At 66.9% G+C, this 23663-nt stretch carries 26 protein-coding genes; 9 read left to right on the forward strand and 17 right to left on the reverse strand.

What is annotated here, in order from left to right; all coding sequences use genetic code 11:
• Positions 1–252: 252 nt before the first annotated feature.
• Positions 253–831, reverse strand: coding sequence for a hypothetical protein (locus IB225_RS19215; RefSeq protein WP_192314233.1), 579 nt, complete (start codon positions 829–831; stop codon positions 253–255).
• A complete protein-coding gene (locus IB225_RS19220) occupies positions 815–1669 on the reverse strand; it encodes a hypothetical protein (RefSeq protein ID WP_192314236.1) in 855 nt (284 codons plus the stop codon). The genes IB225_RS19215 and IB225_RS19220 overlap by 17 nt, the downstream gene beginning before the upstream one ends.
• Before the next feature lie 165 nt (positions 1670–1834).
• Between IB225_RS19220 and IB225_RS19225 the strand changes: the two genes are divergently transcribed.
• Positions 1835–2245, forward strand: coding sequence for a hypothetical protein (locus tag IB225_RS19225; protein ID WP_192314238.1), 411 nt, complete (start codon positions 1835–1837; stop codon positions 2243–2245).
• A gap of 70 nt (positions 2246–2315) precedes the next feature.
• Here the strand turns inward: IB225_RS19225 and IB225_RS19230 are convergent, their stop codons facing one another.
• On the reverse strand, positions 2316–2723 hold the full coding sequence (locus IB225_RS19230) for a GFA family protein (protein ID WP_192314241.1): 408 nt from the start codon (positions 2721–2723) through the stop codon (positions 2316–2318).
• Positions 2724–2811: 88 nt separating this feature from the next.
• Between IB225_RS19230 and IB225_RS19235 the strand changes: the two genes are divergently transcribed.
• Positions 2812–3765: a YafY family protein gene (locus tag IB225_RS19235; protein ID WP_192314244.1), complete on the forward strand. Its 954-nt coding sequence runs from the start codon at positions 2812–2814 to the stop codon at positions 3763–3765.
• Positions 3766–3773: 8 nt separating this feature from the next.
• On the opposite strand, the gene IB225_RS19240 is transcribed toward IB225_RS19235, so the two are convergent.
• Complete coding sequence (locus IB225_RS19240; protein ID WP_192314247.1) at positions 3774–4400, reverse strand: TetR/AcrR family transcriptional regulator; 627 nt, start codon at positions 4398–4400, stop codon at positions 3774–3776.
• Positions 4400–4657: an acyl-CoA-binding protein gene (locus IB225_RS19245; RefSeq protein WP_192314250.1), complete on the reverse strand. Its 258-nt coding sequence runs from the start codon at positions 4655–4657 to the stop codon at positions 4400–4402. The genes IB225_RS19240 and IB225_RS19245 overlap by 1 nt, the downstream gene beginning before the upstream one ends.
• Before the next feature lie 151 nt (positions 4658–4808).
• Between IB225_RS19245 and IB225_RS19250 the strand changes: the two genes are divergently transcribed.
• Positions 4809–6797, forward strand: coding sequence for an SDR family oxidoreductase (locus IB225_RS19250; RefSeq protein WP_192314253.1), 1989 nt, complete (start codon positions 4809–4811; stop codon positions 6795–6797).
• 678 nt (positions 6798–7475) lie between these two features.
• Here IB225_RS19250 and IB225_RS19255 read toward each other — a convergent pair.
• The 4 genes from IB225_RS19255 to IB225_RS19270 form a co-directional block, all read right to left on the reverse strand.
• Positions 7476–7901: a group II truncated hemoglobin gene (locus IB225_RS19255; protein ID WP_192314255.1), complete on the reverse strand. Its 426-nt coding sequence runs from the start codon at positions 7899–7901 to the stop codon at positions 7476–7478.
• An 84-nt stretch (positions 7902–7985) separates the two neighbouring features.
• Complete coding sequence (locus IB225_RS19260) at positions 7986–8933, reverse strand: restriction endonuclease (protein ID WP_192314257.1); 948 nt, start codon at positions 8931–8933, stop codon at positions 7986–7988.
• A gap of 244 nt (positions 8934–9177) precedes the next feature.
• Entirely contained in the window at positions 9178–9741 is a 564-nt protein-coding gene (locus tag IB225_RS19265) for a phasin family protein (RefSeq protein ID WP_192314259.1), read from the reverse strand.
• 94 nt (positions 9742–9835) lie between these two features.
• Positions 9836–11080: a patatin-like phospholipase family protein gene (locus tag IB225_RS19270; RefSeq protein ID WP_192314261.1), complete on the reverse strand. Its 1245-nt coding sequence runs from the start codon at positions 11078–11080 to the stop codon at positions 9836–9838.
• A gap of 88 nt (positions 11081–11168) precedes the next feature.
• Between IB225_RS19270 and IB225_RS19275 the strand changes: the two genes are divergently transcribed.
• Positions 11169–11885, forward strand: coding sequence for a hypothetical protein (locus IB225_RS19275; protein ID WP_192314263.1), 717 nt, complete (start codon positions 11169–11171; stop codon positions 11883–11885).
• Positions 11886–11888: 3 nt separating this feature from the next.
• Here IB225_RS19275 and IB225_RS19280 read toward each other — a convergent pair whose 3' ends face one another.
• Positions 11889–12164: a polyhydroxyalkanoic acid system family protein gene (locus tag IB225_RS19280; RefSeq protein WP_192314265.1), complete on the reverse strand. Its 276-nt coding sequence runs from the start codon at positions 12162–12164 to the stop codon at positions 11889–11891.
• Between the two features lie 99 nt (positions 12165–12263).
• Here IB225_RS19280 and IB225_RS19285 point away from each other — a divergent pair, with 99 nt between their 5' ends.
• Complete coding sequence (locus IB225_RS19285) at positions 12264–13067, forward strand: FHA domain-containing protein (protein ID WP_192314268.1); 804 nt, start codon at positions 12264–12266, stop codon at positions 13065–13067.
• Here the strand turns inward: IB225_RS19285 and msrQ are convergent.
• Positions 13036–13665, reverse strand: a complete 630-nt coding sequence (gene msrQ, locus IB225_RS19290; RefSeq protein WP_192314271.1) for a protein-methionine-sulfoxide reductase heme-binding subunit MsrQ — start codon at positions 13663–13665, stop codon at positions 13036–13038. The two genes, IB225_RS19285 and msrQ, sit on opposite strands and share 32 nt — an antisense overlap.
• Positions 13666–13671: 6 nt before the next feature.
• Positions 13672–14640, reverse strand: coding sequence for a protein-methionine-sulfoxide reductase catalytic subunit MsrP (gene msrP, locus IB225_RS19295; protein WP_192314274.1), 969 nt, complete (start codon positions 14638–14640; stop codon positions 13672–13674).
• Between the two features lie 174 nt (positions 14641–14814).
• Between msrP and serC the strand changes: the two genes are divergently transcribed.
• From serC to aroA, 3 genes are all read left to right on the forward strand, one after another.
• Positions 14815–15900 (forward strand): phosphoserine transaminase, encoded by a 1086-nt coding sequence (gene serC / locus IB225_RS19300; RefSeq protein WP_192314277.1) that lies wholly within the window; start codon positions 14815–14817, stop codon positions 15898–15900.
• Between the two features lie 97 nt (positions 15901–15997).
• On the forward strand, positions 15998–17149 hold the full coding sequence (pheA, locus tag IB225_RS19305; RefSeq protein ID WP_192314281.1) for a prephenate dehydratase: 1152 nt from the start codon (positions 15998–16000) through the stop codon (positions 17147–17149).
• 136 nt (positions 17150–17285) lie between these two features.
• The gene (gene aroA / locus IB225_RS19310; protein WP_192314285.1) at positions 17286–18596 is read left to right on the forward strand and encodes a 3-phosphoshikimate 1-carboxyvinyltransferase; all 1311 of its coding nucleotides are present in this window, start codon (positions 17286–17288) and stop codon (positions 18594–18596) included.
• A gap of 189 nt (positions 18597–18785) precedes the next feature.
• Here aroA and IB225_RS19315 read toward each other — a convergent pair whose 3' ends face one another.
• From IB225_RS19315 to IB225_RS19325, 3 genes are all read right to left on the reverse strand, one after another.
• Positions 18786–19349, reverse strand: coding sequence for an energy transducer TonB (locus IB225_RS19315; RefSeq protein ID WP_192314289.1), 564 nt, complete (start codon positions 19347–19349; stop codon positions 18786–18788).
• A 146-nt stretch (positions 19350–19495) separates the two neighbouring features.
• Positions 19496–19918, reverse strand: coding sequence for a hypothetical protein (locus IB225_RS19320; protein ID WP_192314292.1), 423 nt, complete (start codon positions 19916–19918; stop codon positions 19496–19498).
• A 4-nt stretch (positions 19919–19922) separates the two neighbouring features.
• Positions 19923–20570, reverse strand: a complete 648-nt coding sequence (locus IB225_RS19325) for an energy transducer TonB (protein ID WP_192314295.1) — start codon at positions 20568–20570, stop codon at positions 19923–19925.
• Between the two features lie 111 nt (positions 20571–20681).
• On the opposite strand from IB225_RS19325, the gene serS reads away from it, so the two are divergent.
• Positions 20682–21962: a serine--tRNA ligase gene (serS, locus tag IB225_RS19330; RefSeq protein ID WP_192314298.1), complete on the forward strand. Its 1281-nt coding sequence runs from the start codon at positions 20682–20684 to the stop codon at positions 21960–21962.
• A 200-nt stretch (positions 21963–22162) separates the two neighbouring features.
• Here serS and IB225_RS19335 read toward each other — a convergent pair whose 3' ends face one another.
• Together IB225_RS19335 and IB225_RS19340 are read right to left on the reverse strand one after the other, a co-directional pair.
• Entirely contained in the window at positions 22163–22888 is a 726-nt protein-coding gene (locus IB225_RS19335) for a DNA alkylation repair protein (protein WP_192314301.1), read from the reverse strand.
• A 173-nt stretch (positions 22889–23061) separates the two neighbouring features.
• The gene (locus IB225_RS19340; protein ID WP_192314425.1) at positions 23062–23640 is read right to left on the reverse strand and encodes an NAD(P)H-dependent oxidoreductase; all 579 of its coding nucleotides are present in this window, start codon (positions 23638–23640) and stop codon (positions 23062–23064) included.
• Positions 23641–23663 lie beyond the last annotated feature (23 nt).

Genomic DNA, 23663 nt, shown 5'->3' on the forward strand with positions numbered 1-23663 from the left:
GAAATGAATAACGGCGCTGCCAAAAAAACCTTTAGCGTTCGTGCAAAAAAATGTGCTAGGCCGCCGAAACGCCCGTGGATTGGGCGTTTCGGCCGATGTCGAAAAACGTGATGGCGGCCCTAAAGAAGGGCGCGGGGGTGCCGTTAAGGGGCGCCCTTCAGGGCGCGTAGACGCGCGCGGACGCGCAGGCCGCCCGCTCAGGCGGGCAGCATCATCGCTATACGAAAGGAGGCAGCGCGTGCACGCACGCGATCACGGCGTGGGCGTGCGCCACGCGTCGTCGGGATCGGCCAGCAGTGAGAGCGCCGGCATGCGGTATTCGCAACCCACCAGCGTGCGGCCCAGCAGGCCAGGATGTTCGCCGGCGTAGACAACCAGCGCATGGGCGTCGTCGAGTGCGCCGGACAATGGTGCATCCGCGCTTTCTTCCAATGCACGCTCGAGTTGCGCGGAGGCCTGCTCGATCGGGCTGTCGACCAGCAGCAGTACGCGGTTGTCGGTGATGACCACCGCATCGCTTTCATGGCCCCACGCCTGCACCGGGTCTTCGAGCCGGTAGAGATCCATCATCGGTGCGCTGTACTGGCGCTCGGTCTGCACGAATTCGTCCGGACGCTCGCGCCGCAACCGCGGCAGCAGGCCGGGCAGATCGACGGCGCTGGTCCGGCAGGTGAGCGCATCCAGCAGCGTATCCGTCGGTCCGTCCGTCACCGGAGATGGTGGCGGCGCGGGTGTCGTCGGCGGCGTGGCCGATTGCGCAGACAGCGGCAGTGCCGCGCTGGCCAGCCACGCGGCCAGCGCGAGGGGCAGGGCGTTATTCGATCTGCGCATTCGCGTGGGCGGCGTCCAGCGCTTCCATGGCGTCGCGCGGCTTCAGCTTGCCGGCCTTCTCGAACGAAGCGGCGGCCGCGTCTTCCTTCTTGTCTCCATGCAGGAGCAACAGCACGTTGGCGTACTCGACATGGGCGATGGGCGAGTCCGGCGTCAGCTTGAGCGCGGTCTTGATGTGCGATTCCGCCTCGCCGGCCTTGGCGCCGTAAGTCAGCCCGCCGATCATCGCGCCGATCTTGTCGATGATCTCGGCGTGGTAGAGCGCCAGCGCGGTATGCGCCTCGGCATGCTTGGGTTCGCGCTCCAGCGTTGCGTCGAGGGCGGTGCGCACCTTGCCGGCGATGCCCTGCTTGAGCGCCTTGGCGATGCTCAGGCCCTGGCTGTAGCGGCCGAGCGCGAACGCGTGGCGGTAGTGGCTGTTGGCCTCGTCGGGCAGCGCCTTGACTGCGGCTTCCGCCAGCTTGGCGGCCTGCTCGAAGCGCTTGAGCTGTTCGGCTTCGTCATCCACCAGATAGGTGGCGTGGATGCCCATGGCCTTTACCGCGACCGAGGCGCCCGGCGGCCCGAGGGCCTCGCCGGCTTCATAGGCCGCCTGGAAATCGCCACGGTGGAAGGCGCGCCACGCATCCTGCAGGCGCTGCGCCAGATCGGCGGGTTCGAGGCCCTTGGCAGCCTTGCCGGCAGCGGCGATCAGCGCTTTGGCGCGCTTTTCGTCAGGGTAGGGCTCCTGATCGCCGGCATGCAGCGCGGGCCAGGCTTTCTTCAGCGCATCGCCGGCATAGGCAAAGCCCTTGGCGTCGTGCGGAAACGGAGCCCACTTCGAAGATTTCGCTGCCATCGATCATCCCTCCCAGGAAGCGGCGAGCATCGCCGCGAACGCGTGTCGCAGGCAACCCCCACGCAATCCATCGCGCCAGCGGCCAATAGTGTGATTGCTCGACGCAGGCCGGACAGCATCCCGTCATGGAAGCCGACCATCGGGGTCGGCATGTGGATTGCCCCCATGGCTGCCAAGAAGACCGCCCGCAAGACCCCCGAACCCACCCTCCGTCACGTCTGGCTCGCCGGCCTGGGCCTGATCGCCGTCGCCCGTCGCGAGGCCGTGGCTGCCGCGACGGACGCCTCCGATCGCCTGCAGGCTGCACGCAAGCAGGCCGAGACGTTCGCTGGCCAGGCACAGCGCGATGTCCTGGGCCGGCTCGCCGAGGTGCGTGAACAGGGTGAAGCCAGCGTCGAGCGTTTCAGTGCCGATGTGGAAGCCCGTCTGGAACCCGTGCTGACCAAGCTGGGCCTGAAGAAGCCGGCCCGAAAGGCGGCGCCCCGTGCGCGCAAGAAGCCGGCGGCCAAGAAGACGCGCTCCACGCCGGTTCGCAAGCCGGCGGCGAAGCGGACCCTCCGCCGCAGCCGCGCCTGACGCGCAAGGCATCGCTCCTTCAAGCAGAACGCCCCGGCATGCCGGGGCGTTCTTGTTAAGGCGTTTCCGCTCAGAGATGGCGGGTGACGGCGGGTTCGGAGAACCAGTCATTGTCGCGCCCATTGGAATATCGGATCGGAACCTCGGCAAGCGCTGCGGGTTCCACGTCGTCCAGGCAGGCCAGGTTCACCGAGTAATAGCGTCCGCCCAGCACCTCCAGCTCGCCGCGGCCGAACGATTTCACCCCGCAATGCTTGCAGAACAGGTGTTCCACCATGCCAGTGCCGAACGGATAACGGGTCAGCGCATCCTCGCCCTGCTGCAGGCGGAAGGCGTCCGGCTTGACGATGGCGCCCCAGTACCGGGTCTTGGTGCAGATCGAGCAGTTGCAGCGCCCGCTGCCGTGGGTGAGATCGAGGTCCACGTCGTAGCGGACGGCGCCGCAATGGCAGCTGCCACGGTAGGTCTGGACGGTCATCGGGCCTTGCTCCCTGCTGGATGGTGGGTGCCAGTGTCGCGGGTATCGAGGACAGGATCAGTCCTCAATAGGGGCGCATACTGGCTCCATGCTCAGCACCTCCAACCGTCTTCTCCGCCTGCTGTCGTTGATGCAGTCCCGTCGCCATTGGACCGGCGCGGAGCTTAGCCAGCGGCTGGAGGTCGATCGCCGCACACTCCGCCGCGACGTCGAGCGCCTGCGCGAACTCGGCTATCCGATCGACGCCTCGCCGGGCCTGGGCGGCGGCTACCGGCTCGGGTCGGGGTCGGCGATGCCGCCCGTGCTGCTGGAGGACGATGAAGCGGTCGCGGTGGCCGTGGCCCTGCGCACGGCGGCGGCCAGCGTGGGGCGGATGGAAGACACGGCGCTGCGGTTGCTGTCGAAGCTCGATCAATGGTTGCCCGCGCGCCTGCGCAAGCGCGCCAGTGCGCTGTACTCGGTGACGCTGTCGCTGGCGGGTGGCGTGCCGACCTCCGATGTGGACCTGCTGCTGCGCATCGCCGGTGCGTGCCGTGACGGCTTCCGGCTGCGGATGCATTACCGGGACCGCAGCCAGCGCGCCACCGAACGCCTGATCGAGCCGTTGCGCCTGGTGCATACCGGCAGCCGCTGGTACCTGGTGGCGTGGGACCTGAAGCGCGAGGATTGGCGGACATTCCGCGTCGATCGCGTGCAGTCGTTGCACGACACCGGTACGCAGTTCCCACCGCGCGAGTTCCCGGGCGATGTGGCGGACTACGTCGCCAAGTCGATCACCCAGCCGTTCACCCGTTACCAGATCCGGCTGCGGTTGCCGGGTCCGGTGGCCGAGCAGGCCACGCGCGTGCCGCCGTGGTGCGGCATCCTGGAAGCCGGCGATGCGCAACACTGCATGCTGGAACTGGGCGCCGAGTCGATCGATGCGCTGCTCGCGCTGATGGCCCTGATCGGTCCTGACTTCGAGATCATCGACGATCGCGGACTGCTACCTGAACTGCGCACTGCGTCGGCGCGCCTGGAACAGGCGCTGCGAGCGGCCTGAGCCGGGCGTCAGTCGCTGTAGGCCTGGGTCAGCGTGTTCAGGTGGACGCGCTCCGCATCGCGCAGGAACGGCGCCACCAGCATCATCACCTGCACGATGCCCTGGCGGATCGCGGCCTGTTCGTCCTTCTCGCCCCGCGTGGACGCGTAGTTCAGCCAGAAGGTCGAAATCACCAGCACGTTGGTGGCGGTCGCCGCCAGTTCCGCCGCCGAGGCACGCATCACGCCCGCATGGCCCATGCCGCGCATCACCGCATGCGCGCTGTCATCTGCGCGCTTGAGGATGCGGGCGAAACGCAGGCGCAGGCGCCGGTTGCGGCTGAGGATTTCCACCAGGTCGCGGTACAGGAAGCGGTAGTCCCAGATGCACTCGAACACCAGGTGCAGCTGCAGCCAGATGTCCTCGAGTCCCGGCAGGCGATCCGTGGGTGGCGTCAGGGCGGCATCCATGCGCTCTTCGTAGCGTGCGAAGAGCTGCTCGATGATGTCGTCCTTGTTGCGGAAGTGGTAGTACAGGTTGCCGGGGCTGATCTCCAGCTCGTCGGCGATGTGGTTGGTTGTGACGTGCGGCTCGCCCTGCGTGTTGAACATCGCCAGGGCGGCGTCGAGGATGCGCTGGCGGGTGTCGCGCGCCACTATGCGAGGAGCTTCTTCACCAGGTCCACGTACTTCTTCTGCGCATCTTCCTGCGCCGTGCCCTTCAGCTTGGCCCAGGCTTCGTACTTGGCGGTGCCGACGAAGTCGAAGAAGCCGGGCTTGTCGCCCTTCACGTCGCCCTCGGCGCCCTGTTTGTACAGGCCGTACAGACGCAGCAGCGTGTCGTTGTCCGGGCGCTCGGAGAGCGTCTGGATGTCCTTGGATGCCTGTTCGAACGAACTCTTCAGATCTGCCATGGATGATCCCTCCCAGTGATCGCAGCCATCTGACCACGGGCGGTGGGGGCGGTCAATCCGTGACGGGATTGTCGAACGTGGGCGGCTCTGGCAAGTTAACCCGCAGGGCGGTCGGAGGGGCTGGCCCACACAACTCGAGGATTGGGTCGTCATGAGCTATTTCGTCACGGGCGCCACGGGATTCATTGGCCGCTACCTGGTCGGCAACCTCCTCAAGCGCAGCGGGACGGTCCACGTGCTGGTCCGCAAGGACTCGCAGAAGAAGTTCGACGCCATCGCCAAGAAGGCCGGCTGGGACATGAAGCGCGTGTCCGTGGTGCATGGCGACATGACCAAGCCCAAATGCGGACTGACGCCCGCCCAGCTGCGGACGCTGACCGGCAAGGTGAAACATTTCTTTCATCTGGCGGCCATCTACGACCTGACCGCCACCCGCGAAGCGCAGCAGGCCGCGAATATCGACGGCACGCAACACGCGCTGGATCTTGCCGCGGCACTGAAAGCCGGCTGTTTCCACCACACCAGTTCGATCGCTGCGGCGGGACTGTATCCGGGCATCTTCCGCGAGGACATGTTCGACGAGGCGGAAGGCCTGGACGATCCCTACCTGCGCACCAAGCACGACTCCGAAGGTCTGGTGCGCAAGGAAACCCGCATCAAGTGGCGCATCTACCGGCCTGGCATGGTGGTCGGCCATTCGAAGACGGGCGAGATCGACAAGATCGATGGCCCGTACTACTTCTTCACACTGATCAAGAAACTGCGTGAACTGCTGCCGCAATGGGTGCCGGTGCTCGGCATCGAGGGCGGACGCATTAACATCGTGCCGGTGGATTTCGTCGCCGACGCGATGGACCACATCGCGCACAAGCCCAAGCTGGATGGCCATACCTTCCACCTGACCGATCCCGAGCCGATGCGCGTCGGCGAGGTGCTGAACGCCTTCTGCCGCGCGGGCCACGCCCCGGAGATGACCATGCGCATCGACGCGCGCATGTTCGCCTTCGTGCCCGGCAGCATCCGCATGGCGGTCGGCAACCTGCCGCCGGTGCGGCGCTTCATCGGCATGCTGCTGCGCGACTTCAAGATCCCGAAGGAAGTGCTGAAGTTCATCACCTACCCGACGCGCTTCGACAGCCGTGAGACCGAGCGCGCGTTGAAGGGCAGTGGCATCGCGGTGCCGCGCCTGGAGGACTATGCGTGGCGGCTGTGGGACTACTGGGAGCGCCACCTGGACCCGGACCTGTTCATCGACCGCTCGCTGAAGGGCAAGGTGCGCAACAAGGTGGTGGTCATCACCGGTGGTTCCTCGGGCATCGGCCTGTCCACGGCGCAGCGCGTGGCGGAAGCCGGCGCGACCACGATCATCGTGGCGCGCGGCGAGGAGGAACTGTTCAAGGCCCGCGACGACATGAAGAAGGCGGGCGGCAAGGTGTTCGCGTACACCGCGGACCTGGCCGACATGGCCGATTGCGACCGACTGGTGAAGACGGTGCTGGACGAGCACGGGCACGTCGACATCCTGATCAACAACGCCGGCCGGTCGATCCGTCGCTCCATTGAGGCGAGCTACGACCGCTTCCACGATTTCGAACGGACGATGCAGCTGAACTATTTCGGCAGCATCCGTCTGATCATGGGCTTCCTGCCGAAGATGACCGAGCGCCGCAAGGGGCACATCATCAACATCAGTTCGATCGGCGTGCTGGCGAATTCGCCGCGTTTCTCGGCCTACGTGGCGTCGAAAGCGGCGCTCGACGCGTTCAGTCGCTGCGCGCAGGGCGAGCTGTCGGGCAAGGGCATCAGCTTCACGACCATCAACATGCCGCTGGTGAAGACGCCGATGATCGCGCCGACCAAGATGTACGACAGCGTGCCGACGCTGTCGCCGGAAGAGGCGGCGGACCTGCTGGTCAAGGCGATCATCGAGAAGCCCAGCCGCATTGCGACGCGCCTGGGCATCTTCGCCGCGCTGGTCAATGCCGTGGCGCCGAAGGCCTACGAAGTGGTGATGAACACCGCCTTCGAGCTGTTCCCGGATTCGGCTGCCGCCAAGGGCGACCGCAAGGCGCTGAAGGAAGCCGCGCCCAGCCAGGAGCAGATCGCGTTCGCCTCGCTGATGCGGGGCGTGCACTGGTAGCGTGTCGTGCGGGTCTCCTGGGGCAGGACGCTCGGATTGAGTTGTGTACTCGTGGTGGGCGTCGCGCTCGGTGTGCACTGGCTGTTGTCGAGATCGTCAGACCAGCGGGATGCCTGGTTGGTCGAATGGACCGCAGAGGGTAAGCGTGCCGCAGCACGAACAGAGATCGATGGGTACCTGACGAACAAGCTGATACCTGCGCAAGCCACGTCTTGCGGGCCGCAGGACTCGGTAATCGTCCTGGCAGGTAGCGCATGCTCCGAGAGCGTCATTCTTGTGAGATCGTCCGAACGCGGAGGTGAGGCACGACTCAGGCCACCGAGGGGCGCCGGGTATCGCTGGCAGGGAGAATTCCATCGCGATATCGATATGACACTGAACCATCGGCAGTCCGCACAGATTCGCGAACTGGCAAAGCAGACGCTGGTATTGCCTGATGCCTACACGTCTGGCTGCACCACGATCCCTTGCTTGCAATCCGGCTTCGCTGCGTGCGCGGGTGGAGACTGGCGGGCAGCCTACGGTCCGCCAGAGCGATCCGGCGAGGAAGAAGATCGCAGGAGGCCGGGGAGCGAGCTATGGGCACAGGTCATGACCATTCTCCAGGTCGAGCCGATGTCTGACCCGGACAACTACGTCATTTGCATGTAAGCCGTGCACCGATGATGTGGTGCGGGGTCACGGTCTTTGACCGTCTTCCGCCCAACGCAGCGGCACCGCCTGCAGATTGCGCATATGCAGCGCCAGTGGTTCGATCCGCGACCAGATGACATCGCGTAGTTCGACGTCTTCGACGGTTTCCGTCATGGCACCGTGGAAACAGGCCAGCCAGCCGCTGGCTTCCTCCATGCCGATCCGGAAGGGCAGGTGGCGCGCGCGCAGCATCGGTGCGCCGTGCTTCTGCGTGAACAGCGGTGGTCCGCCGAGCCAGCCACTGAGGAACTCGAACAGCTTCTGCTCGCTGCCCTCGAGCGAGGCCGGATGCTGCGCACGCACGGCAGCCGCTTCGGGCAGAGTATCCATCAGCGCGTACATGCGCTGCGTCAGCCGGCGCAGGCCTGTTCCGCCACCGATGCGTTCGTAAAGAGTGGAGGCGTCTGTCATCGAGGCGACACGCGGAAGGTTCGCGGGATCATCCGGCGAACACGGGGGGGCGCACAGCGACCGAACGTCGCAGTGCGCGACGCGCTACATCGTCTTGCACTGGCGCCAGCGCACCGGCTCGCTGCTGCCCGGCGGCGGATTGAGCTGCACGCGGCTTGCGCGCAATGCCGGATAACGCTCCAGTTCCAGACAGATCCACGGCCAGACTTCCTTTTCGCTGGCGACGCGGTCGATGCTGAGGGTCAGCTTGGTCTGCCAGACGCCGCGGGTGATGCCCGGGGTCTTGGACAGCGCCTTCAGCACATTGCGCATCTGCTCTTCCAGCTCCGCATCGGTCGGCTCCTTGAAGCTTTCCGGCGGAGCCGGCGTCGAGGCGGCGGGCGTAGCAGGCTTCACGACGGCCGGTGCCTGCACGTGGGTCACGTCATCGACCTTTGCAGGGTGCGTGCTGGACCAGGCGGCCATGGCCAATGCGCCCAGGGTGACCGCTGCCAGCCACGAAATGCTGGCGTGGCGTTTGGCGCGGCTGGAGGCGTAATGGGTGATCTGCTCGAGCAGCGAAGGTTCGATCAGATGGCGGACTTCAGGCCACAGCCGCGGACCGTCGAGCAACTCGATGCTGGTGCCCTGGGCGGCGTCGCGGCCTTCCTTTTCGACCTTGCCCTCGGTGGCCAGGATGCCGCCCTGTGCAGCCCCAAGGCGGATGCTGGCAGCCAGTTCCTGGATGGGCGCGGCGGCGATCCGGTAGGCCGAGCCGTGCTTGCAGGACAGCAGCCAGCGTTCGTCGCCGCGGCCGAGCAGGAAGGTCGACTGCGGCTCGCGCGATTCCTGCTGCTCCGATGCCACTTCCACCAGGCCGCGCTCGGCCATCGCGGCCAGCACAAGCTTGGAAAACTCGCGCCAGCGCAGTCCGGACAGCGCATGCAGGCCGTAGGACATTTCGTCGCGAGGGCGGCGGACCAGCCAGAAGTAAAGAGTGGCGGCGATACCGCTCACGAGGGTGACGGCCAGGCCGATGAGCCAGATGGACATGTGGCGCGGGAAGCGTTGTTGTTATTAGACCCGCGATTCTACCGGGCCGGCCCTGCACATGTCTGTGATCGTCCGGCGGTGCGCCGGCTGGCGGGGCATGGAAGCGCCCGCCAGTCCGAAGCCGTAAGGGGAGGGGAGCAAACGAACTTCGATGGACTGGCGGGCGGAATGATTGTTACGTCAATCGATGCTGCCACGCAACAAAAATCTGTTCAGAAAACCTCACGAAACATCATGTGCTGCCTTATGGTGCAGCCTTCTTGCGCGATGCACGCTTGGCGGGCGTTTTCTTCGCGGCAGGCGCCGGTTTCTTGACGCCGGAAGCCTTGCGCGCACGCGTCGCGCGAGCGGGTTTCGCGGCTGGCACACCGCCCAGCTTCCGCAGTTCGGCATTCAGTGCATCCACGCGATCGATCAGCGTGGAGAGGTCTTCGCGGCTGGGGACTTCGAGTCGGCGCAGGGCGCGATGCACGCGCTCCTCGAATACCTTCTCAAGGCGATCCCAGGTATCGGAAGCGCGCTCGCGGGCCTGACCGACGGTGGTTTCCATCGCATCGCGCATGGCCTGCGCCTTGCCACCCGCGGCCTTGCGCGTAACCTGCTCCAGCGAGAGGCCTTCCTTTACAAGGGTTTCGAACAGCTTGGTGCCTTCGGCCTGCGCGCGTCCGAACGCACCGACGCCGGCCAGCCATACCTGCTGGGCGGATTCGCCGAGGCGCTTGGAGAGCTGTTCGGCCTGCGCCTGCAGGTTCTCGTCGCTGGAGGCGGAAGCGGTCTTCTTGCGTGCGGATTTCTTCAGCGTGGCCATGGCGTTCCGTCGTTGGGTGGTAGTGGAAGTGCGTGCCAGATTCGACGCCGCGTCTAGAGTTTTCACACCAGCGGGTGATGCGCCCGTGATCGGCTCAGGAGCGGCGCGCGGCGCGGTGCCGCGAGACCAGCTGGTCCACGTCGTCGAGCGCGCGACGCAGGCGGGCGGTGGTCTCGGTCATGCGCGGGGTCACGTCGAGGCCGTCCAGGATCGAGCGGTGGCGGTCGTTGACGATGTCGTCGTTGTAGCGGATGCCTTGCGCGGCCAGCATCGGCTTGAGCACGGCGGCACGCTTGCGCAGATCGGCCAGCGTGTTGCGGTAGGCCAGCTGGCAGACGCGGTGGCGCGAGGAGAAACTGAAGAGGTTGGTGAAGAACAGCTCGCTGTCGTCCGCATTCGGTTCGAATACCAGCTGGTCGATGTCGGGATAGCGGTGCGGGTACTTCTCCATGCCGATCTGCATGCGCGACTGCAACAGCGTACGCAGCGTCTGCGACAGCACGGCGGGCAGTCCGCCGCTGGCCAGGCCGACCTGCTCGGCTTCATCGGCCTGCGGGGCCGCCTGGTTGGCGTCGAACGGCACCAGTGGATTGATCCCGATCATCAGGTCGATGCCGCGGTCCAGCACGGTGCTGGCGTGCATCGTGCGGCGCAGGGCGCCGTCGAGGAAATGGCGACCCCCGATCTCGACGGGCGGATACAGGCCGGGCAGGGCGGAACTGGCCTGCACGGCGCGCGAGATCGGGATGTCGTCCCAGCCTTCTTCGCCGAAGCGCACGGCCTCGCCGCTGTCCAGGTCCACGGCGACCACGAACAGGTCGGCGTCCAGCTTGCGGAAATCGTTGCTGCGGCCACGGCGGCTGAAGATGTCGCGCAGGAAGCGTTCCACTTCCTCGTTGTCGAAGATGCCGGTGGGCACCAGGCCGCCGAAGCGCAGGAACAGGTCCGACCAGCGCGTGGCGCGACGTGGATTGCGCACCAGTCGCGACAGCCAGTCGGCATACAGCCCGGGCAAGCTGGCCGCCCGCCGCAGGTACTCGCTGACGTTGGGGCGCAGGAAGGTCTCGGGACGGAATTCGGCGTCGTCGCTGGTGCCGGTGATGAAGATGCGGCACATCTCGGCCGTGCCCATCCGGTTGGCCAGCCCGGCCGCGAGGAAGGCCCCCGAACTGACGCCCACGTAGCAGTCCATCCGGGTCAGGTCTAGGCCGTCGAGCGCTTCGTCCAGGGCACGCAGCGCGCCCAGCTCGTACATGCCACCAATGGGGCCGCCGCCGGCGATGGCCAGTCCGATCTTGCCGTTGTGGCCCCGTTGCCGTGCGCTGTGGATCGAAAGCATGTACTACCCGTGATGACCTTGCCGCCCGAGTGTAGCCGACCCGCCCGCGGGTTGCGGCGGTCGCGGCCTGCCCGGATCATGCCCCTCCATGGCTCGAGCAAATCCGCTGATCGAACGCGTCGGCAGGCGCCTGGCCTGGCACCAGGCCGCCCATGATCCGGTTCGCGAACCCCGCAACCGGCTGCGCTGGCTACCCGAGGTCCGGCGCTGGCAGGCGGCCCGACTGGAAGCCAGCTTCAAGCACTTCCTTAACGATCCGAAGCGGCGCGCGGCGGCGATGTTCTTCCTCAGTGACGTCTATGGCGACCACGATTTCAGCGGCCGCGACGCCAATGTCGCCAAGGTGATGCCGATGATGCAGCGCCTGCTGCCAGGTGCCGTGCTGGAGACCGTGGCGCATGGGATCGAACTGGGCGTACTGACGCACGCGCTGGACATGCGCATGGCCGAAGCGCTGCACCGGCTGGCGCCCAACCGCCGCAAACTGGATGCCGACCTGTACGGGCAGGCCTATCGTGAGGTGGGCCTGCAGCGCCTGCGCCGGCACCAGATCGACCTGATCGCCGAAGTGGGCGTGGGTCTGGCCCGGGCCGTGAAGACGCCGGGCGTCGCTACGTTGCTGAAGCTGTCGCGCGGCCCCGCCAAGGCCACCGGGCTGGGTGAATTGCAGGGCTTCCTGGAGCGCGGCTTTGCCGCGTTCGCCGCACTGGGCGACGGCAAGTCCTTCGTGCGCGATATCGAACGGGCGGAACGGGCGGTATCGCGCCGGCTCTTCTCCGGTGACCCGGACCCGTTCCGCGACTGAGCCTCAGTCGAACTTTTCGCTCAGTACCCGGCGGATCTCGGCTTCGATCGGCCCCTTCATCGCCGACAGCAGGAAGCCCAGGTTCGCGGTGACGCGCAGCTTGTCGGCCAGAAGGGCGATCTTGCCGTCAACGCCCGAGCGGCTGAAGTTCAGGGTGTCGCCGTCCCAGCCGTAGTCCATGTCGAAGCGCTCGGCGAGTTTCTTCGCGACGCCTTCGATGGCCTTGCGCGCCTGCGCTGGCGTCTTGGAATGAGGATGCTGGATATCGATGCTGGCCATGCGCGGACTCCTGTGACGTGGCGGTATTCTGCGCGGCGTCGCCGTGCGATGCCAAGCCGGGGCTGTCGGCCGCGCGCCAACCTGATAGGCTCCCGTCGCGTGCAGAACCTCAGACTTCATTTCAGCAACCGCCCCGCGCCGGACCGCCCGCTCACGACCGGCGTGCACCGCATCGTGCGCGAAGCCGCCGGCACGATCGGCGTCGGCGACGCGTTGCAGGGCGCACTGCTGGCGCAGATCTGCGTGGACAAGCGCGGCCTGTGGCTGCAGGTCGCCAACGGCATGCGTGGCGTGCACATCAATGGACGTCCGGTGAAGCGCATGGCGGTCCTGCGTCCGGGCGATGCGGTGTTCGTGGAAGGGGTGGAACTGCTGCTGCAGTCCGGCTATGCCTCCGCCAAGGACCTGCGCGATGGCGATGCCGGCCAGGGCGACATGCGGGTAGTCCTGCGTGGCCTGGGCGGCAAGTATCACGGCAAGAGCGTGTCGCTGGAGCAGCCGCGCGTGGTCGGGCGCGCCCGCGATGCGCATATTCGCATCGACGATCCTGCGTTCGCCGAGCGGCATGCCCGGCTGGAATTGCGCGGCGATCGCGTGCTGTTGCGCGACCTGGGGTCGGCCGAGGGCACGCGGGTCAATGGCGTGACGGTGCGGGATGCGTTGCTGGTGGCGGGCGATCAGGTGGTATTCGATGCCCAGCACCGTTTCGTACTGGAAGTACCTTGGGCGCCCAGCGCGAAGGTCGAGGACGGCGCATCCGTGGATGACGGCGACGCCGCGGGCGTCGAGCGCGTGCTGCCGGCGAAATCCTCCGCATCCGCCCTGCGTTGGCCCTGGCTGCTGCTCGCGGCCCTGCTGATGGCCGGCGCGCTTAGCGCACTGCTGCTGTTCGGCGCCGGCTGACCGATTTCCACGCTCGCCAGCCGAGCAGGACGGCCAGGATGACCGCATAGAGCAATGGCTCGCGGATGTCCGACTTCACCAGCCACCAGAAGTGCAGCACGGCCAGCACGCCGATGGCGTAGACGAGTTTGTGCAACTGGCCCCAGCGACGTCCGAGGCGGCGCATCCAGCCCTGCGTCGAGGTGATGGCCAGCGGCATCAGCAGCAGCCATGCGGCGAAGCCGACAGTGATGTAGGGCCGTTTGACGATCTCTTCGAAGATCTGCGTCCAGTAGCCGCGCAGGTCCAGCCCCAGGTACACCGCCAGGTGCACCGTCGCGTAGAAGAAGGCGTACAGCCCCAGCATGCGCCGGAAGCGCAGCAGCACCGATTGCCCCGTCAGCTGCCGCAGCGGCGTGATGGCCAGCGCCACCATCAGCAGGCGCAGCGCCCACAGGCCGGTGCGGTGTTCGATCTCCGCCACCGGATCGGCACCGAGCGCATCGCTGCCGTGTTGCCAGACATCAAAGAACTGCCAGGCCAGGATCGCCAGCGGCGTCAGCGCCAGCGCATGGATCAGGGCTTTGGCTGCGATCAGGCCGTTGGACGCCTTGCGCATCGCGGGTCAGTACCACTTCTTCAGGTCGAGGCCCGTGTACAGCGAGGCCACCTGGTCGGCGTAGCCGTTGAACATGCGCGTCGGGATGCGTTCGGCGAACAGCTTGCTCTGCGTGCCTGCGATCCTGCGCTCGGTCTTCTGGCTCCACCGCGGATGGTCGACGTTCGGATTGACGTTGGAGAAGAACCCGTACTCCGATGGTTGCAGGTCGTGCCAGGCGGTTTCGGGCATGCGCTCGACGAACTTGATCTCGACGATCGACTTGATGCTCTTGAAGCCGTACTTCCACGGCACCACCAGCCGCAGCGGCGCGCCGTTCTGCTGGGGCAGCGGCTTGCCGTACAGGCCGGTGGCCAACAGCGTCAGCGGATGCATGGCCTCATCGATACGCAGGCCTTCGCGGTACGGCCAGTTGATCGAGCGGTAACGCACGCCGGGCATCTGTACCGGGTCGGCGAGGGTGGTAAAGGCCACGTACTTGGCCTTGGAGGTCGGCTCGAATTTCTTCAGCACCTCGCCCAGTGGCACGCCCAGCCAGGGGATCACCATCGACCAGCCTTCCACGCAGCGCAGGCGGTAGACGCGCTCTTCCGGTTTCAGCCCCTTCACCAGGTCTTCCAGCGCGATCTTGCCGGGCTTGGCGCATTCACCGCCTACCACGACGGACCACGGCGAGGTCTTGAGCGTCTTGCGGGCGTTCGAGGGGTCGGCCTTGCCGGTACCGAACTCGTAGAAGTTGTTGTAGCTGGCGACGTCCTCGTAGCGGGTCAGCGTCTCGGTGGTGCGGAAGCCGGACCGCGCCTGCTCCGGCGTCACCGTGATCTTCGGGGGTGCCGGTGGTTCGGCCTCGGCGCAGCCGGCGAGTGCCAGGGCCGGCGCGGCGGCCAGGGTCTGCAACAGGCGACGGCGTTCGAGATAGACGCGTTCGTCGGTGATCTGGGCGGCGGGAATCCGCAGGGCATCGCGCAAGGACATGGGGGCTTCTCCGAAAGCGGTACTTCGACCCGGTGGTGCGGGATTGGTTCACTCCATCCCGCGACCGTTCACAGGGTAGTACGTGGGGGAGGAACAAAGCGATGCAGCCCGCGCTGGTTGCCCCTGCAACTGATGCGCTGCGGCATACTAGGGATTCATTCTTCCAGGTGCCCCATGACGCGCGCGTTCAACTTCAGTGCCGGCCCCGCCACCTTGCCTGAACCGGTATTGCGGCAGGCCCAGGCCGAGATGCTCGACTGGAACGGCATCGGCGCGTCCATCGTGGAAATCAGCCACCGCAGCCAGGATTTCATCGCGGTCGCCGCACAGGCCGAAGCCGACCTGCGTGCGCTGGTCGGGATCCCGGACGATTACGCCGTGCTGTTCCTGTCGGGTGGTGCCACGACCCATCAGGCGCTGCTGGCACTGAACTTCGCTGCGCCTGGCCAGGTCGTCGACTACGTGGTCACGGGTCACTGGGGCAAGACCGCGATCAAGCAGGCCAGGCCGTACTGCACGGTCAACATCGCCGCCGATGGCGAAGCCGGCGGCTTCCACGACATCCCGGCGCGCGACAGCTGGCGGCTGACGTCCGACGCCGCCTACGTGCACATCACCGCCAACGAGACCATCCATGGCGTCGAGTTCCGAGACACGCTGGATGTCGGCGAGGTACCGCTGTTTGCCGATTTCAGTTCGTCGATCGCCTCCGAGCCGCTGGACGTGTCGAAGTACGGCGTGATCTATGCCGGCGCGCAGAAGAACCTCGGCCCGGTCGGTGTGGCGGTGGTGATCATCCGCAAGGACCTGTTCGAACGCGCGGGGCAGCCGCGTGCCGACATCTTCGATTACCGCTCGCATGCCGAGCGCGACTCCATGCTCAACACGCCGCCCACCTGGAACTGGTACCTGGCCGGGCTGGTGTTCAAGTGGATGCTGGCCGAAGGCGGTGTCGCCGAGTTCGCCCGCCGCAACGCGGTGAAGTCGTCGCTGGTCTACGACGCCATCGACGCCTCGGGCGGGTTCTACCGCAACGAGGTCGCCCCGGCCGTGCGCTCGCGCATGAATATCCCGTTCTTCCTGCCGGACGACACGCTCAACGCGCGCTTCGTCGCCGAGTCCAAGGCAGCCGGCCTGCTGGCGCTGAAGGGTCACAAGGCGGTCGGCGGCATCCGTGCCTCGCTTTACAACGCGCTGCCGGTGGAGGGCGCGCAGGCGCTGGTCGATTTCATGCGGGACTTCCAGCAACGCAATGGATGAGTAGCGCTGTTGTAGGAGCGACGTAAGTCGCGACCGTCAGCCGTCCGGTCGCGACTTACGTCGCTCCTACAGAAAGCATTTCCAGGGATCACGAAACATGGCCTCCAAACCCACCAAGCCCAAGAAAACCGCCGCACCGGCGAAAGCCAAGAAGGCCGATGTCACCCCCGCACCGGCCCTATCCGACGTGCGCGCCAAGATCGACGGCATCGACCGCCAGATCCAGTCGCTGATCGCCGAACGTGCGCACTTCGCCCACCAGGTCGGCAAGGCCAAGGGCAAGCTCGCCGCTGCCGTCGACTACTACCGCCCCGAGCGCGAAGCGCAGGTGCTGCGCATGGTGGTGGACCGCAACGAAGGTCCGCTCAGCGATGAAGTGCTGGTGCATGTCTTCCGCGAGATCATGTCCGCCTGCCTGGCGCAGCAGGAGCCGCTGAAGATCGGCTATCTCGGTCCGGAAGGCACCTTCAGCCAGCAGGCCGTGCTGAAGCACTTCGGCCGCTCGGCGCACGGGCTGCCGCTGGCCAGCATCGAAGAGGTGTTCCAGGAGGTCGCCAGTGGCGCCGCCGATTTCGGCGTAGTGCCGGTGGAGAACTCGGGGCAGGGCACCATCCAGATCACGCTGGACATGTTCCTGACCTCGGACCTGAAGATCTGCGGCGAAGTCGAGCTGCGCGTGCACCAGTTCCTGATGTCGCGCACCGGCCGCATCGACGACATCGAACGCATCTACGCACACCCGCAGTCGTTCGCGCAGACCGCGGGCTGGCTGCGCGCCAACCTGCCGAAAGTCGAGAAGGTGCCGGTGTCGAGCAATGCCGAGGGCGCACGCCGTGCGCGTGGCAATGACGACGCGGCGGCCATTGGCGGTGAGAGCGCGGCGCACGTGTATGGCCTGAAGAAGGTCGTCATGAGCCCGATCCAGGACGACAAGGACAACACCACGCGCTTCCTGGTGATCGGCCGCAGCCTGTTCCCGCCGTCCGGCCACGACCGCACTTCGGTGCTGGTCTTCATCCACGACAAGCCGGGCGCGCTGTTCGACGTGCTCAGCCCGTTCGCGCGCCATGGCATCAGCATGAACCGCATCGAGTCGCGCCCGTCGCACCACGCCAAGTGGGAGTACGGCTTCTTCATCGACCTGGCCGGCCATATCGATGACGAAGCGATGAAACTGGCGCTGGCCGAGCTGAAGCAGCACTCCGCGCAGATCAAGGTGCTGGGTTCGTACCCCGTTGCCGTGCCGTAAGACCGGTCCTTCCTCCGCTTGCGGGGGAAGATGCCCGAAGGGCGGATGGGGGCGAACCCGAAACGCCTGACGCCGCTTGCCCCCACCCCAACCCTCCCCCGCAAGCGGAGGAGGGGGCTGAACCCAGAGACACACGATGAGCACTACACAAGACTGGATCGCCTCCGCCGGCCAACCGCTGCGCGGCACCCTCGACATCCCCGGCGACAAGTCGGTCTCGCACCGCGCGGTGATGTTCGCTGCGTTGGCCGATGGCGTATCGACCATCGATGGCTTCCTCGAAGGCGAGGACACCCGCGCCACCGCCGCGATCTTCTCGCGCCTTGGCGTACGCGTCGAAACCCCATCGCCCTCGCAGCGCATCGTGCACGGTGTCGGCGTGGACGGACTGAAGGCGGCGGACGGCGAGCTGGATTGCGGCAATGCCGGCACTGGCATGCGCCTGCTCGCTGGCCTGCTGGCCGCGCAGCGCTTCGACAGCGTGCTGGTCGGCGATGCCTCGCTGTCCAAGCGGCCGATGCGCCGCGTGACCGGTCCGCTGTCGAAGATGGGGGCGCGCATCGATACCGAAGAGGGCGGCCTGCCGCCGCTGCGCATCCATGGCGGTCAGCCGCTCACCGGCATCGACTACACGCTGGAGGTTGCCAGCGCGCAGGTGAAGTCGGCCGTGCTGCTCGCCGGTCTCTACGCTGACGGCGAGACCATCGTGCGCGAACCGCATCCGACCCGCGACTACACCGAGCGCATGCTGAAGGCGTTCGGCGTGGACATCGACTTCTCGCCCGGCTTCGCGCGCCTGCGCGGTGGCCAACGGCTCAAGGCCACCGATATCGCAGTGCCGGCGGACTTCTCGTCGGCGGCGTTCTTCCTGGTGGCGGCCAGCATCATTCCCGGTTCGGAACTGCGCCTGCGTGCCGTCGGCCTGAATCCGCGTCGCACTGGCCTGCTGCAGGCGCTGCGCCTGATGGGCGCGGACATCACCGAAGAGAACGCCAGCGAGCATGGCGGCGAACCGGTCGCCGATCTCGTGGTGCGACATGCACCGCTGCGCGGCATCGCCGTGCCCGAGGCGCTGGTGCCGGACATGATCGACGAGTTCCCGGCGCTGTTTGTCGCCGCCGCTGCCGCGGACGGCCCGACGGTCGTGAGCGGCGCCGCCGAATTGCGGGTAAAGGAATCCGACCGTCTTGCCGCGATGGCCAATGGTCTGCGCGCGCTCGGCCTACGTGTGGACGAAACGCCGGATGGCGCGACGATCTTCCCTGGTGAACTGCAGGGCGGGGCGGTGGACAGCCACGGCGACCATCGCATCGCGATGGCGTTCTCGATCGCCGGCCAACTCGCGAAGGGCGACGTGCGTGTCGGCGATGTGGCGAACGTGGCGACGTCGTTTCCCAACTACGACGGATTGGCGACGGGTGCGGGGTTCGCGCTGCGCAAGGCGTGATGCACGCGATCAAGATGGGTGTGGGAGCGACGTAAGTCGCGATGATCGGTGCGGAGTGCTTCATCGCGACTTACGTCGCTCCCACAGGAAAGATCCCATAGAGAAAGCCCGCAAGACGGGAGCCACGCACAGAAAAAGGGGCGCCTGCCCGCGCCCCTTTCCCCTTCCTCGTCTGTTGCGCGTGACGCGTTAGATCGGCTTGAAGTCGACCGGGACCTTCACGCTGGTGGCGATGGCCTTGCCATTGCGCATGGCCGGCTCGAAGCGCCACTGCTTCACGGCCGCCATCGCGGCACGATCCAGATCACGCTCGCCGCTGCGCTCGGCCACGCGGACGTTGACCGGGTTGCCCTGGGCGTCCACCTCGGCCAGCACGACGACCGTGCCGCCGACACCGGCGCGCAGCATCGAGGCCGGGTACTTCGGTTCGGCGTTGCCGGCCATCGGGCGGGCGTCGCGACTGATCGCTGCCGGGCGAGCGGCTGCACGTTCGGCGCGTTCGCGATTGGCGGCCGCCGTGGCGCGCTCCTTGGCGGGCGTGGTGGTGGCCGGGTCCTCGATCACGGTGCCGGGTATGGTCGCGACCGGTGTCTCGACCGGCGCACGCGACTGGCTCCACCAGATCAGGCCGCCGGCCGTCACGGCGAAGGCGAGCAGCGTCAGCAGGACGGGGGATGTGGTGCGGCGCGGCTCCACCGTGGTGTCTTCGACGGTGTCCGGGGCGCGGTATTCGTTGTTCGTGGGCATCGACATGTGAACCTCCGTTTCGCGTTGTGGGTTCCGCGTTGGAACGGTGCCGAGTCTTTGCGTGACGATGTTTGCGATGCGTGATCGAGCGATGAAGCGAGCAGACCGAAGTTCAGTTAGCGGAACAGTGGTTCAGCAATGCGCACTCGCCGTCAAAGTGCATCGGCGCATCGATCATCCTGCTTGAAGTAGAAGCCGCCGGGCGCGTGTGCGTTCTGTTCGCCGCGTCTGGCCAGCGCATCGCAACCCATCACGTTGACGGGCACAAGCTCCATCGCGATGGCGCCGGATGCGTGACGCAGCACGAACGTGTTGCCCTGTCGTGTCCATGTGCCTGACTGGAGCGGCTCAGCGCAGATATCGCACTGGACCTGCATCGTGTAGCGGCCGGACTCCATCAGGCGTACGGCATGGGAGTAGCCACGGCCCTTCACCCATGTTTCGCCGGGTTCGTTACCCAGCGGGTCGACCATTGCCGGGGCGCGCAAGAACCACAGCCACAAGCAGAAACCAAGAACGATCAACGATGTCGCCAAACCGATCGCGATGCGTGTGAGCAGTCGCGAACGGCTCATGTGATCACCGCATCTTGAAATCGATCGGCACCGTCACGGCGCCCGCCACCGGCTGGCCGTCGCGCTGTGCCGGCTGGAAACGCCACTGGCGTACGGCGGCCACCGCCGCGCGATCCAGGTCGCGCGAACCGCTGCGCTCGGCAACTTCGACCGAGGTGGGCACGCCATCCGGGCCGACATCAACGCGCACCATCACCGTGCCCTGGTCGCCATTGCGCATCGCCGAGGAGGGGTACTCCGGCGCCGGGGTCTGGCCGGGGATCGGCACGGGCACCTCGCCGGGCGCCAGCGGAACGGTGGCCGTCGCCGGCACCGCCTCGCCGGGCGTGGCCGGCAGCGGGGTCTCGGAGACCGGGGCCGGCATCGGTGCTTCTTCCACCAGCTGCGGGCGTTCCTCGGCGGCGCGGCGCGGTGCCGGCTCTTCCATGCCACTGGCGCCGGCGCTGTTGGCCAGCGGTTCCGGCAATACTTCGATCGGCAACGGCTTGCCCGGCGTAGCGGCCTCCGGGGTGTAGAAGCCCTCATCGCGTCCCGCCCACCAGACGATCACGAACAGCAGCAGGCCGACGCCGAAGGCGATACCGGCATTGCGCAGGGCGGTGCGGGGCAGGCGGAAGGTGAAGTGCGGGTCGTGCGGTTGCTGGGCCGACATGGGGGTCACCGGAAAAGACGCGCCGATTCTTGCACACGCGCCGTTAATCGCGCGGGCAGGCCGTCGCAGATGGGCGATAATGCCGGCTTCCCTCGCCAGACTGCTGTTTCCATGCTCGATCCCGTCCTGCTCCGCACCCAGCCCGCCGAACTCGCCCAGCGCCTGAAGGAAGCCCGTGGCTTCGACCTGGACGTGGCCCGCATCGCCGAACTGGAGGCGTCCCGCAAGCAGATCCAGAAGCGCACCGAGGAACTGCAGAACCTGCGCAACACCCGCTCCAAGGCCATCGGCCAGGCCAAGGCCAAGGGCGAGGACGTGGCCGCGCTGATGGCGGAAGTGGCTGGCTTCGGCGACGAGCTGAAGGCATCGGAAGTGAAGCTGGACGAGATCCGCAGCGAGATCGAAGCCATCGCGCTGGGCATTCCCAACCTGCCGCACGCCAGCGTGCCGGTCGGCAGCGACGAGGCCGGCAACGTCGAACAGCACCGCTGGGGCACGCCGCGCACGTTCGATTTCGACGTGAAGGACCATGTGGAGCTGGGCGCCCGCCACGGCTGGCTCGATGCCGACACCGCCGCCAAGCTGTCCGGCGCGCGCTTCACCGTGCTGCGCGGCCAGCTGGCCCGCCTGCACCGCGCACTCGCGCAGTTCATGCTCGACCTGCACACCAACGAACACGGCTACGAAGAGACCAGCGTGCCGGTGATCGTCAATGCCGACTCGATGCGCGGCACCGGCCAGCTGCCGAAGTTCGAGGAAGACCTGTTCTCCACCCAACTGGGCGAACACAAGCGCTACCTGATCCCGACCTCGGAAGTGCCGCTGACGAATATCGTCCGTGACGAGATCCTCGACGACGCCCGCCTGCCGCTGCGCATGACGGCGCATTCGATGTGCTTCCGTTCGGAAGCCGGCAGCGGTGGCCGCGACGTGCGCGGCATGATCCGCCAGCACCAGTTCGAGAAGGTGGAACTGGTCTCCATCGCGCGCCCGTCGGAGAGCTACGACGAGCAGGAGCGCATGACCCGCGCTGCCGAGACCGTGCTGGAGAAGCTGGGCCTGCCGTACCGCCGCATGCTGCTGTGCACCGGCGACATGGGCTTCGGCGCCACCAAGACGTTCGACCTGGAAGTCTGGCTGCCGTCGCAGGACATGTACCGCGAGATCTCCTCGTGCTCGAACTGCGAGGACTTCCAGGCCCGCCGCATGCAGGCCCGCTGGCGCAATCCCGCCACCGGCAAGCCCGAGCCCGTGCACACGCTCAACGGCTCCGGCACCGCCGTCGGCCGTGCGCTGATCGCGGTGATGGAGAACTATCAGAACGCCGACGGCTCGATCACCGTGCCCGAGGTGCTGCGCCCGTATATGGGCGGGGCCGAACAGATCGCGTGATTGCGGCTCCCTTCTCCCCGCGGGCGGGGAGAAGGTGCCCGAAGGGCGGATGAGGGGCCGCTGTTCGCGCAGGACTTTCGGTTCTCCCATCTGGCGCTGATCGAACGAGGCAGGCGGCTGAGCGCCTCAAGCACCCTGTCTCCGCTCGCCCCTCACCCGCCTTCGGCACCCTCTCCCCGCTTCGCAGGGAGAGGGGAGCTTCACGTCTTCTTCGTACGCCCCTTCGCCACCTTGGCTCGCACCAGCGGCCGGTCGAGGTCGCGCAACGCGTCCTTGCCGATCCAGCGCCGCGTCGCTTCGTCGGAGGCCGCCAACCGCGTCGCCAGCGCCATCGCCTCGGTATGCAGCCGCGAGTTGCGATGGCCGATGGCGCGCAACGCCCAGCTCACGCCCTTGCTGACGAAGTTGCGCGCATCGTCCGCGGCAGCGTCGACCAGCGCGAGGCCGTCCAGAAATGGCGCATCAGCGGTGCCGCGGTCGTGCACCGCCAAGCCTGCCAGTAGGGCGAAGGCCGCGCGTTTCTCGAACTCGTTCCGCTTGCGGGCCCAGTCGGACACCCGCGACCACGCCTGCGGGCTGCGGTCGAACAGATGCAGGCAGAGCGTGTCGCAGACCGCCCAGTTGTCGAACTGACGACACCAGCGGTCCATCTGCGTGACTGTCAGCTGCGCCGGATCGGCGATGAAGGCGACCAGCAGGCGGGCTTCGTAGATCCCGCTGTCCCATAGCGGCTGTGCCAGGGCGTGCTGGCGGCCGATGCGCTTGCCCAGCGCCTGGATGTCCCGCATCGGCACGCCCAGCGCATGCGTATCGGGAATCCCGTAACGCGCCAGCCCGGCGCGATGCGTCGGGCTGGAGGCGGCTTTCAGCAGGGCGATCGCCTGTGCGGCGTCGATCTGTTCCGGGGCGGCTTTCCGGGCGGGCATCGGCGGGTCGCGGGGACGGGAGCCGGCAGCATACCGGTCCCGTCCCGCGATCCCGATGCCTGTCGCCCGGCTGTTTCGTGCATTCCTGTGGGGCGGCCGCGCTTTCTGGTCGCCGCAAAGAAAACGGCCCGCTTGCGCGGGCCGAACGGAGAGGAGTTGCGGTGTGTCAGGACTCAGGCAGCTTGGCGCAGCGGGGCCGGGATGCTGGCCAGCGCGGCTTCGATGGCCTGGGCCTTGTGCTCGGGCGAGTAGGCCACGCGCTCGGCGCGGATGAATTCCACGTCGGTGATGCCCAGGAAGCCGAACACCTGCTTCAGGTACGGCGCCACGAAGTCGATCGCGGTGCCGGCGTATTCGCCGCCGCTGGCCTCGGCCACGATGACCTTCTTGCCGCCAGCCAGGCCCACCGGGCCGTTCTCGGTGTACTTGAAGGTGCGGCCGGCCACGGCCACGCGGTCGATCCAGGCCTTCAGCGTGGACGGCACGCCGAAGTTGTAGCGCGGCACGCCCAGCACGATGACGTCGGCGGCCAGGAATTGCTGCATGGCGGCCTCGCTGGCTTGTGCGGCGGCGGCATCGCCCCCACCCAGTACGGCGTTGGTCAGGTGGACCAGCGGGTCGGCGTCGAGGTCGCGGTAGGTGACCTCCAGCCCGGGCACGCTGTCCTGCCAACGGGCTACGATGGCGGCGGTCAGTTGTCGGCTGACGGAGTTGGCGGCCAGCGCGCTGCTGTCGATGTGCAATAGTTTCACGGTGGTGCTCCAGTCGGATGCGG

Source organism: Pseudoxanthomonas sp. PXM02, from assembly GCF_014851805.1.
Lineage (GTDB): Bacteria > Pseudomonadota > Gammaproteobacteria > Xanthomonadales > Xanthomonadaceae > Pseudoxanthomonas_A.

Bases quoted from the DNA above. Each gene is read 5' to 3' on its own strand.
- IB225_RS19225 (WP_192314238.1), top strand. From the start codon at position 1,835: ATGGCTGCCAAGAAGACCGCCCGCAAGACCCCCGAACCCACCCTCCGT.
- aroA (WP_192314285.1), top strand. From the start codon at position 17,286: ATGAGCACTACACAAGACTGGATCGCCTCCGCCGGCCAACCGCTGCGC.
- IB225_RS19245 (WP_192314250.1), bottom strand. From the start codon at position 4,657: ATGGCAGATCTGAAGAGTTCGTTCGAACAGGCATCCAAGGACATCCAG.
- IB225_RS19255 (WP_192314255.1), bottom strand. From the start codon at position 7,901: ATGACAGACGCCTCCACTCTTTACGAACGCATCGGTGGCGGAACAGGC.
- IB225_RS19270 (WP_192314261.1), bottom strand. From the start codon at position 11,080: ATGCTTTCGATCCACAGCGCACGGCAACGGGGCCACAACGGCAAGATC.
- IB225_RS19275 (WP_192314263.1), top strand. From the start codon at position 11,169: ATGGCTCGAGCAAATCCGCTGATCGAACGCGTCGGCAGGCGCCTGGCC.
- IB225_RS19250 (WP_192314253.1), top strand. From the start codon at position 4,809: ATGAGCTATTTCGTCACGGGCGCCACGGGATTCATTGGCCGCTACCTG.
- serS (WP_192314298.1), top strand. From the start codon at position 20,682: ATGCTCGATCCCGTCCTGCTCCGCACCCAGCCCGCCGAACTCGCCCAG.
- IB225_RS19280 (WP_192314265.1), bottom strand. From the start codon at position 12,164: ATGGCCAGCATCGATATCCAGCATCCTCATTCCAAGACGCCAGCGCAG.
- IB225_RS19215 (WP_192314233.1), bottom strand. From the start codon at position 831: ATGCGCAGATCGAATAACGCCCTGCCCCTCGCGCTGGCCGCGTGGCTG.
- serC (WP_192314277.1), top strand. From the start codon at position 14,815: ATGACGCGCGCGTTCAACTTCAGTGCCGGCCCCGCCACCTTGCCTGAA.
- IB225_RS19235 (WP_192314244.1), top strand. From the start codon at position 2,812: ATGCTCAGCACCTCCAACCGTCTTCTCCGCCTGCTGTCGTTGATGCAG.
- IB225_RS19335 (WP_192314301.1), bottom strand. From the start codon at position 22,888: ATGCCCGCCCGGAAAGCCGCCCCGGAACAGATCGACGCCGCACAGGCG.
- IB225_RS19325 (WP_192314295.1), bottom strand. From the start codon at position 20,570: ATGTCGGCCCAGCAACCGCACGACCCGCACTTCACCTTCCGCCTGCCC.
- msrQ (WP_192314271.1), bottom strand. From the start codon at position 13,665: ATGCGCAAGGCGTCCAACGGCCTGATCGCAGCCAAAGCCCTGATCCAT.
- IB225_RS19230 (WP_192314241.1), bottom strand. From the start codon at position 2,723: ATGACCGTCCAGACCTACCGTGGCAGCTGCCATTGCGGCGCCGTCCGC.
- IB225_RS19320 (WP_192314292.1), bottom strand. From the start codon at position 19,918: ATGAGCCGTTCGCGACTGCTCACACGCATCGCGATCGGTTTGGCGACA.
- IB225_RS19315 (WP_192314289.1), bottom strand. From the start codon at position 19,349: ATGTCGATGCCCACGAACAACGAATACCGCGCCCCGGACACCGTCGAA.
- IB225_RS19265 (WP_192314259.1), bottom strand. From the start codon at position 9,741: ATGGCCACGCTGAAGAAATCCGCACGCAAGAAGACCGCTTCCGCCTCC.
- msrP (WP_192314274.1), bottom strand. From the start codon at position 14,640: ATGTCCTTGCGCGATGCCCTGCGGATTCCCGCCGCCCAGATCACCGAC.
- IB225_RS19220 (WP_192314236.1), bottom strand. From the start codon at position 1,669: ATGGCAGCGAAATCTTCGAAGTGGGCTCCGTTTCCGCACGACGCCAAG.
- pheA (WP_192314281.1), top strand. From the start codon at position 15,998: ATGGCCTCCAAACCCACCAAGCCCAAGAAAACCGCCGCACCGGCGAAA.
- IB225_RS19260 (WP_192314257.1), bottom strand. From the start codon at position 8,933: ATGTCCATCTGGCTCATCGGCCTGGCCGTCACCCTCGTGAGCGGTATC.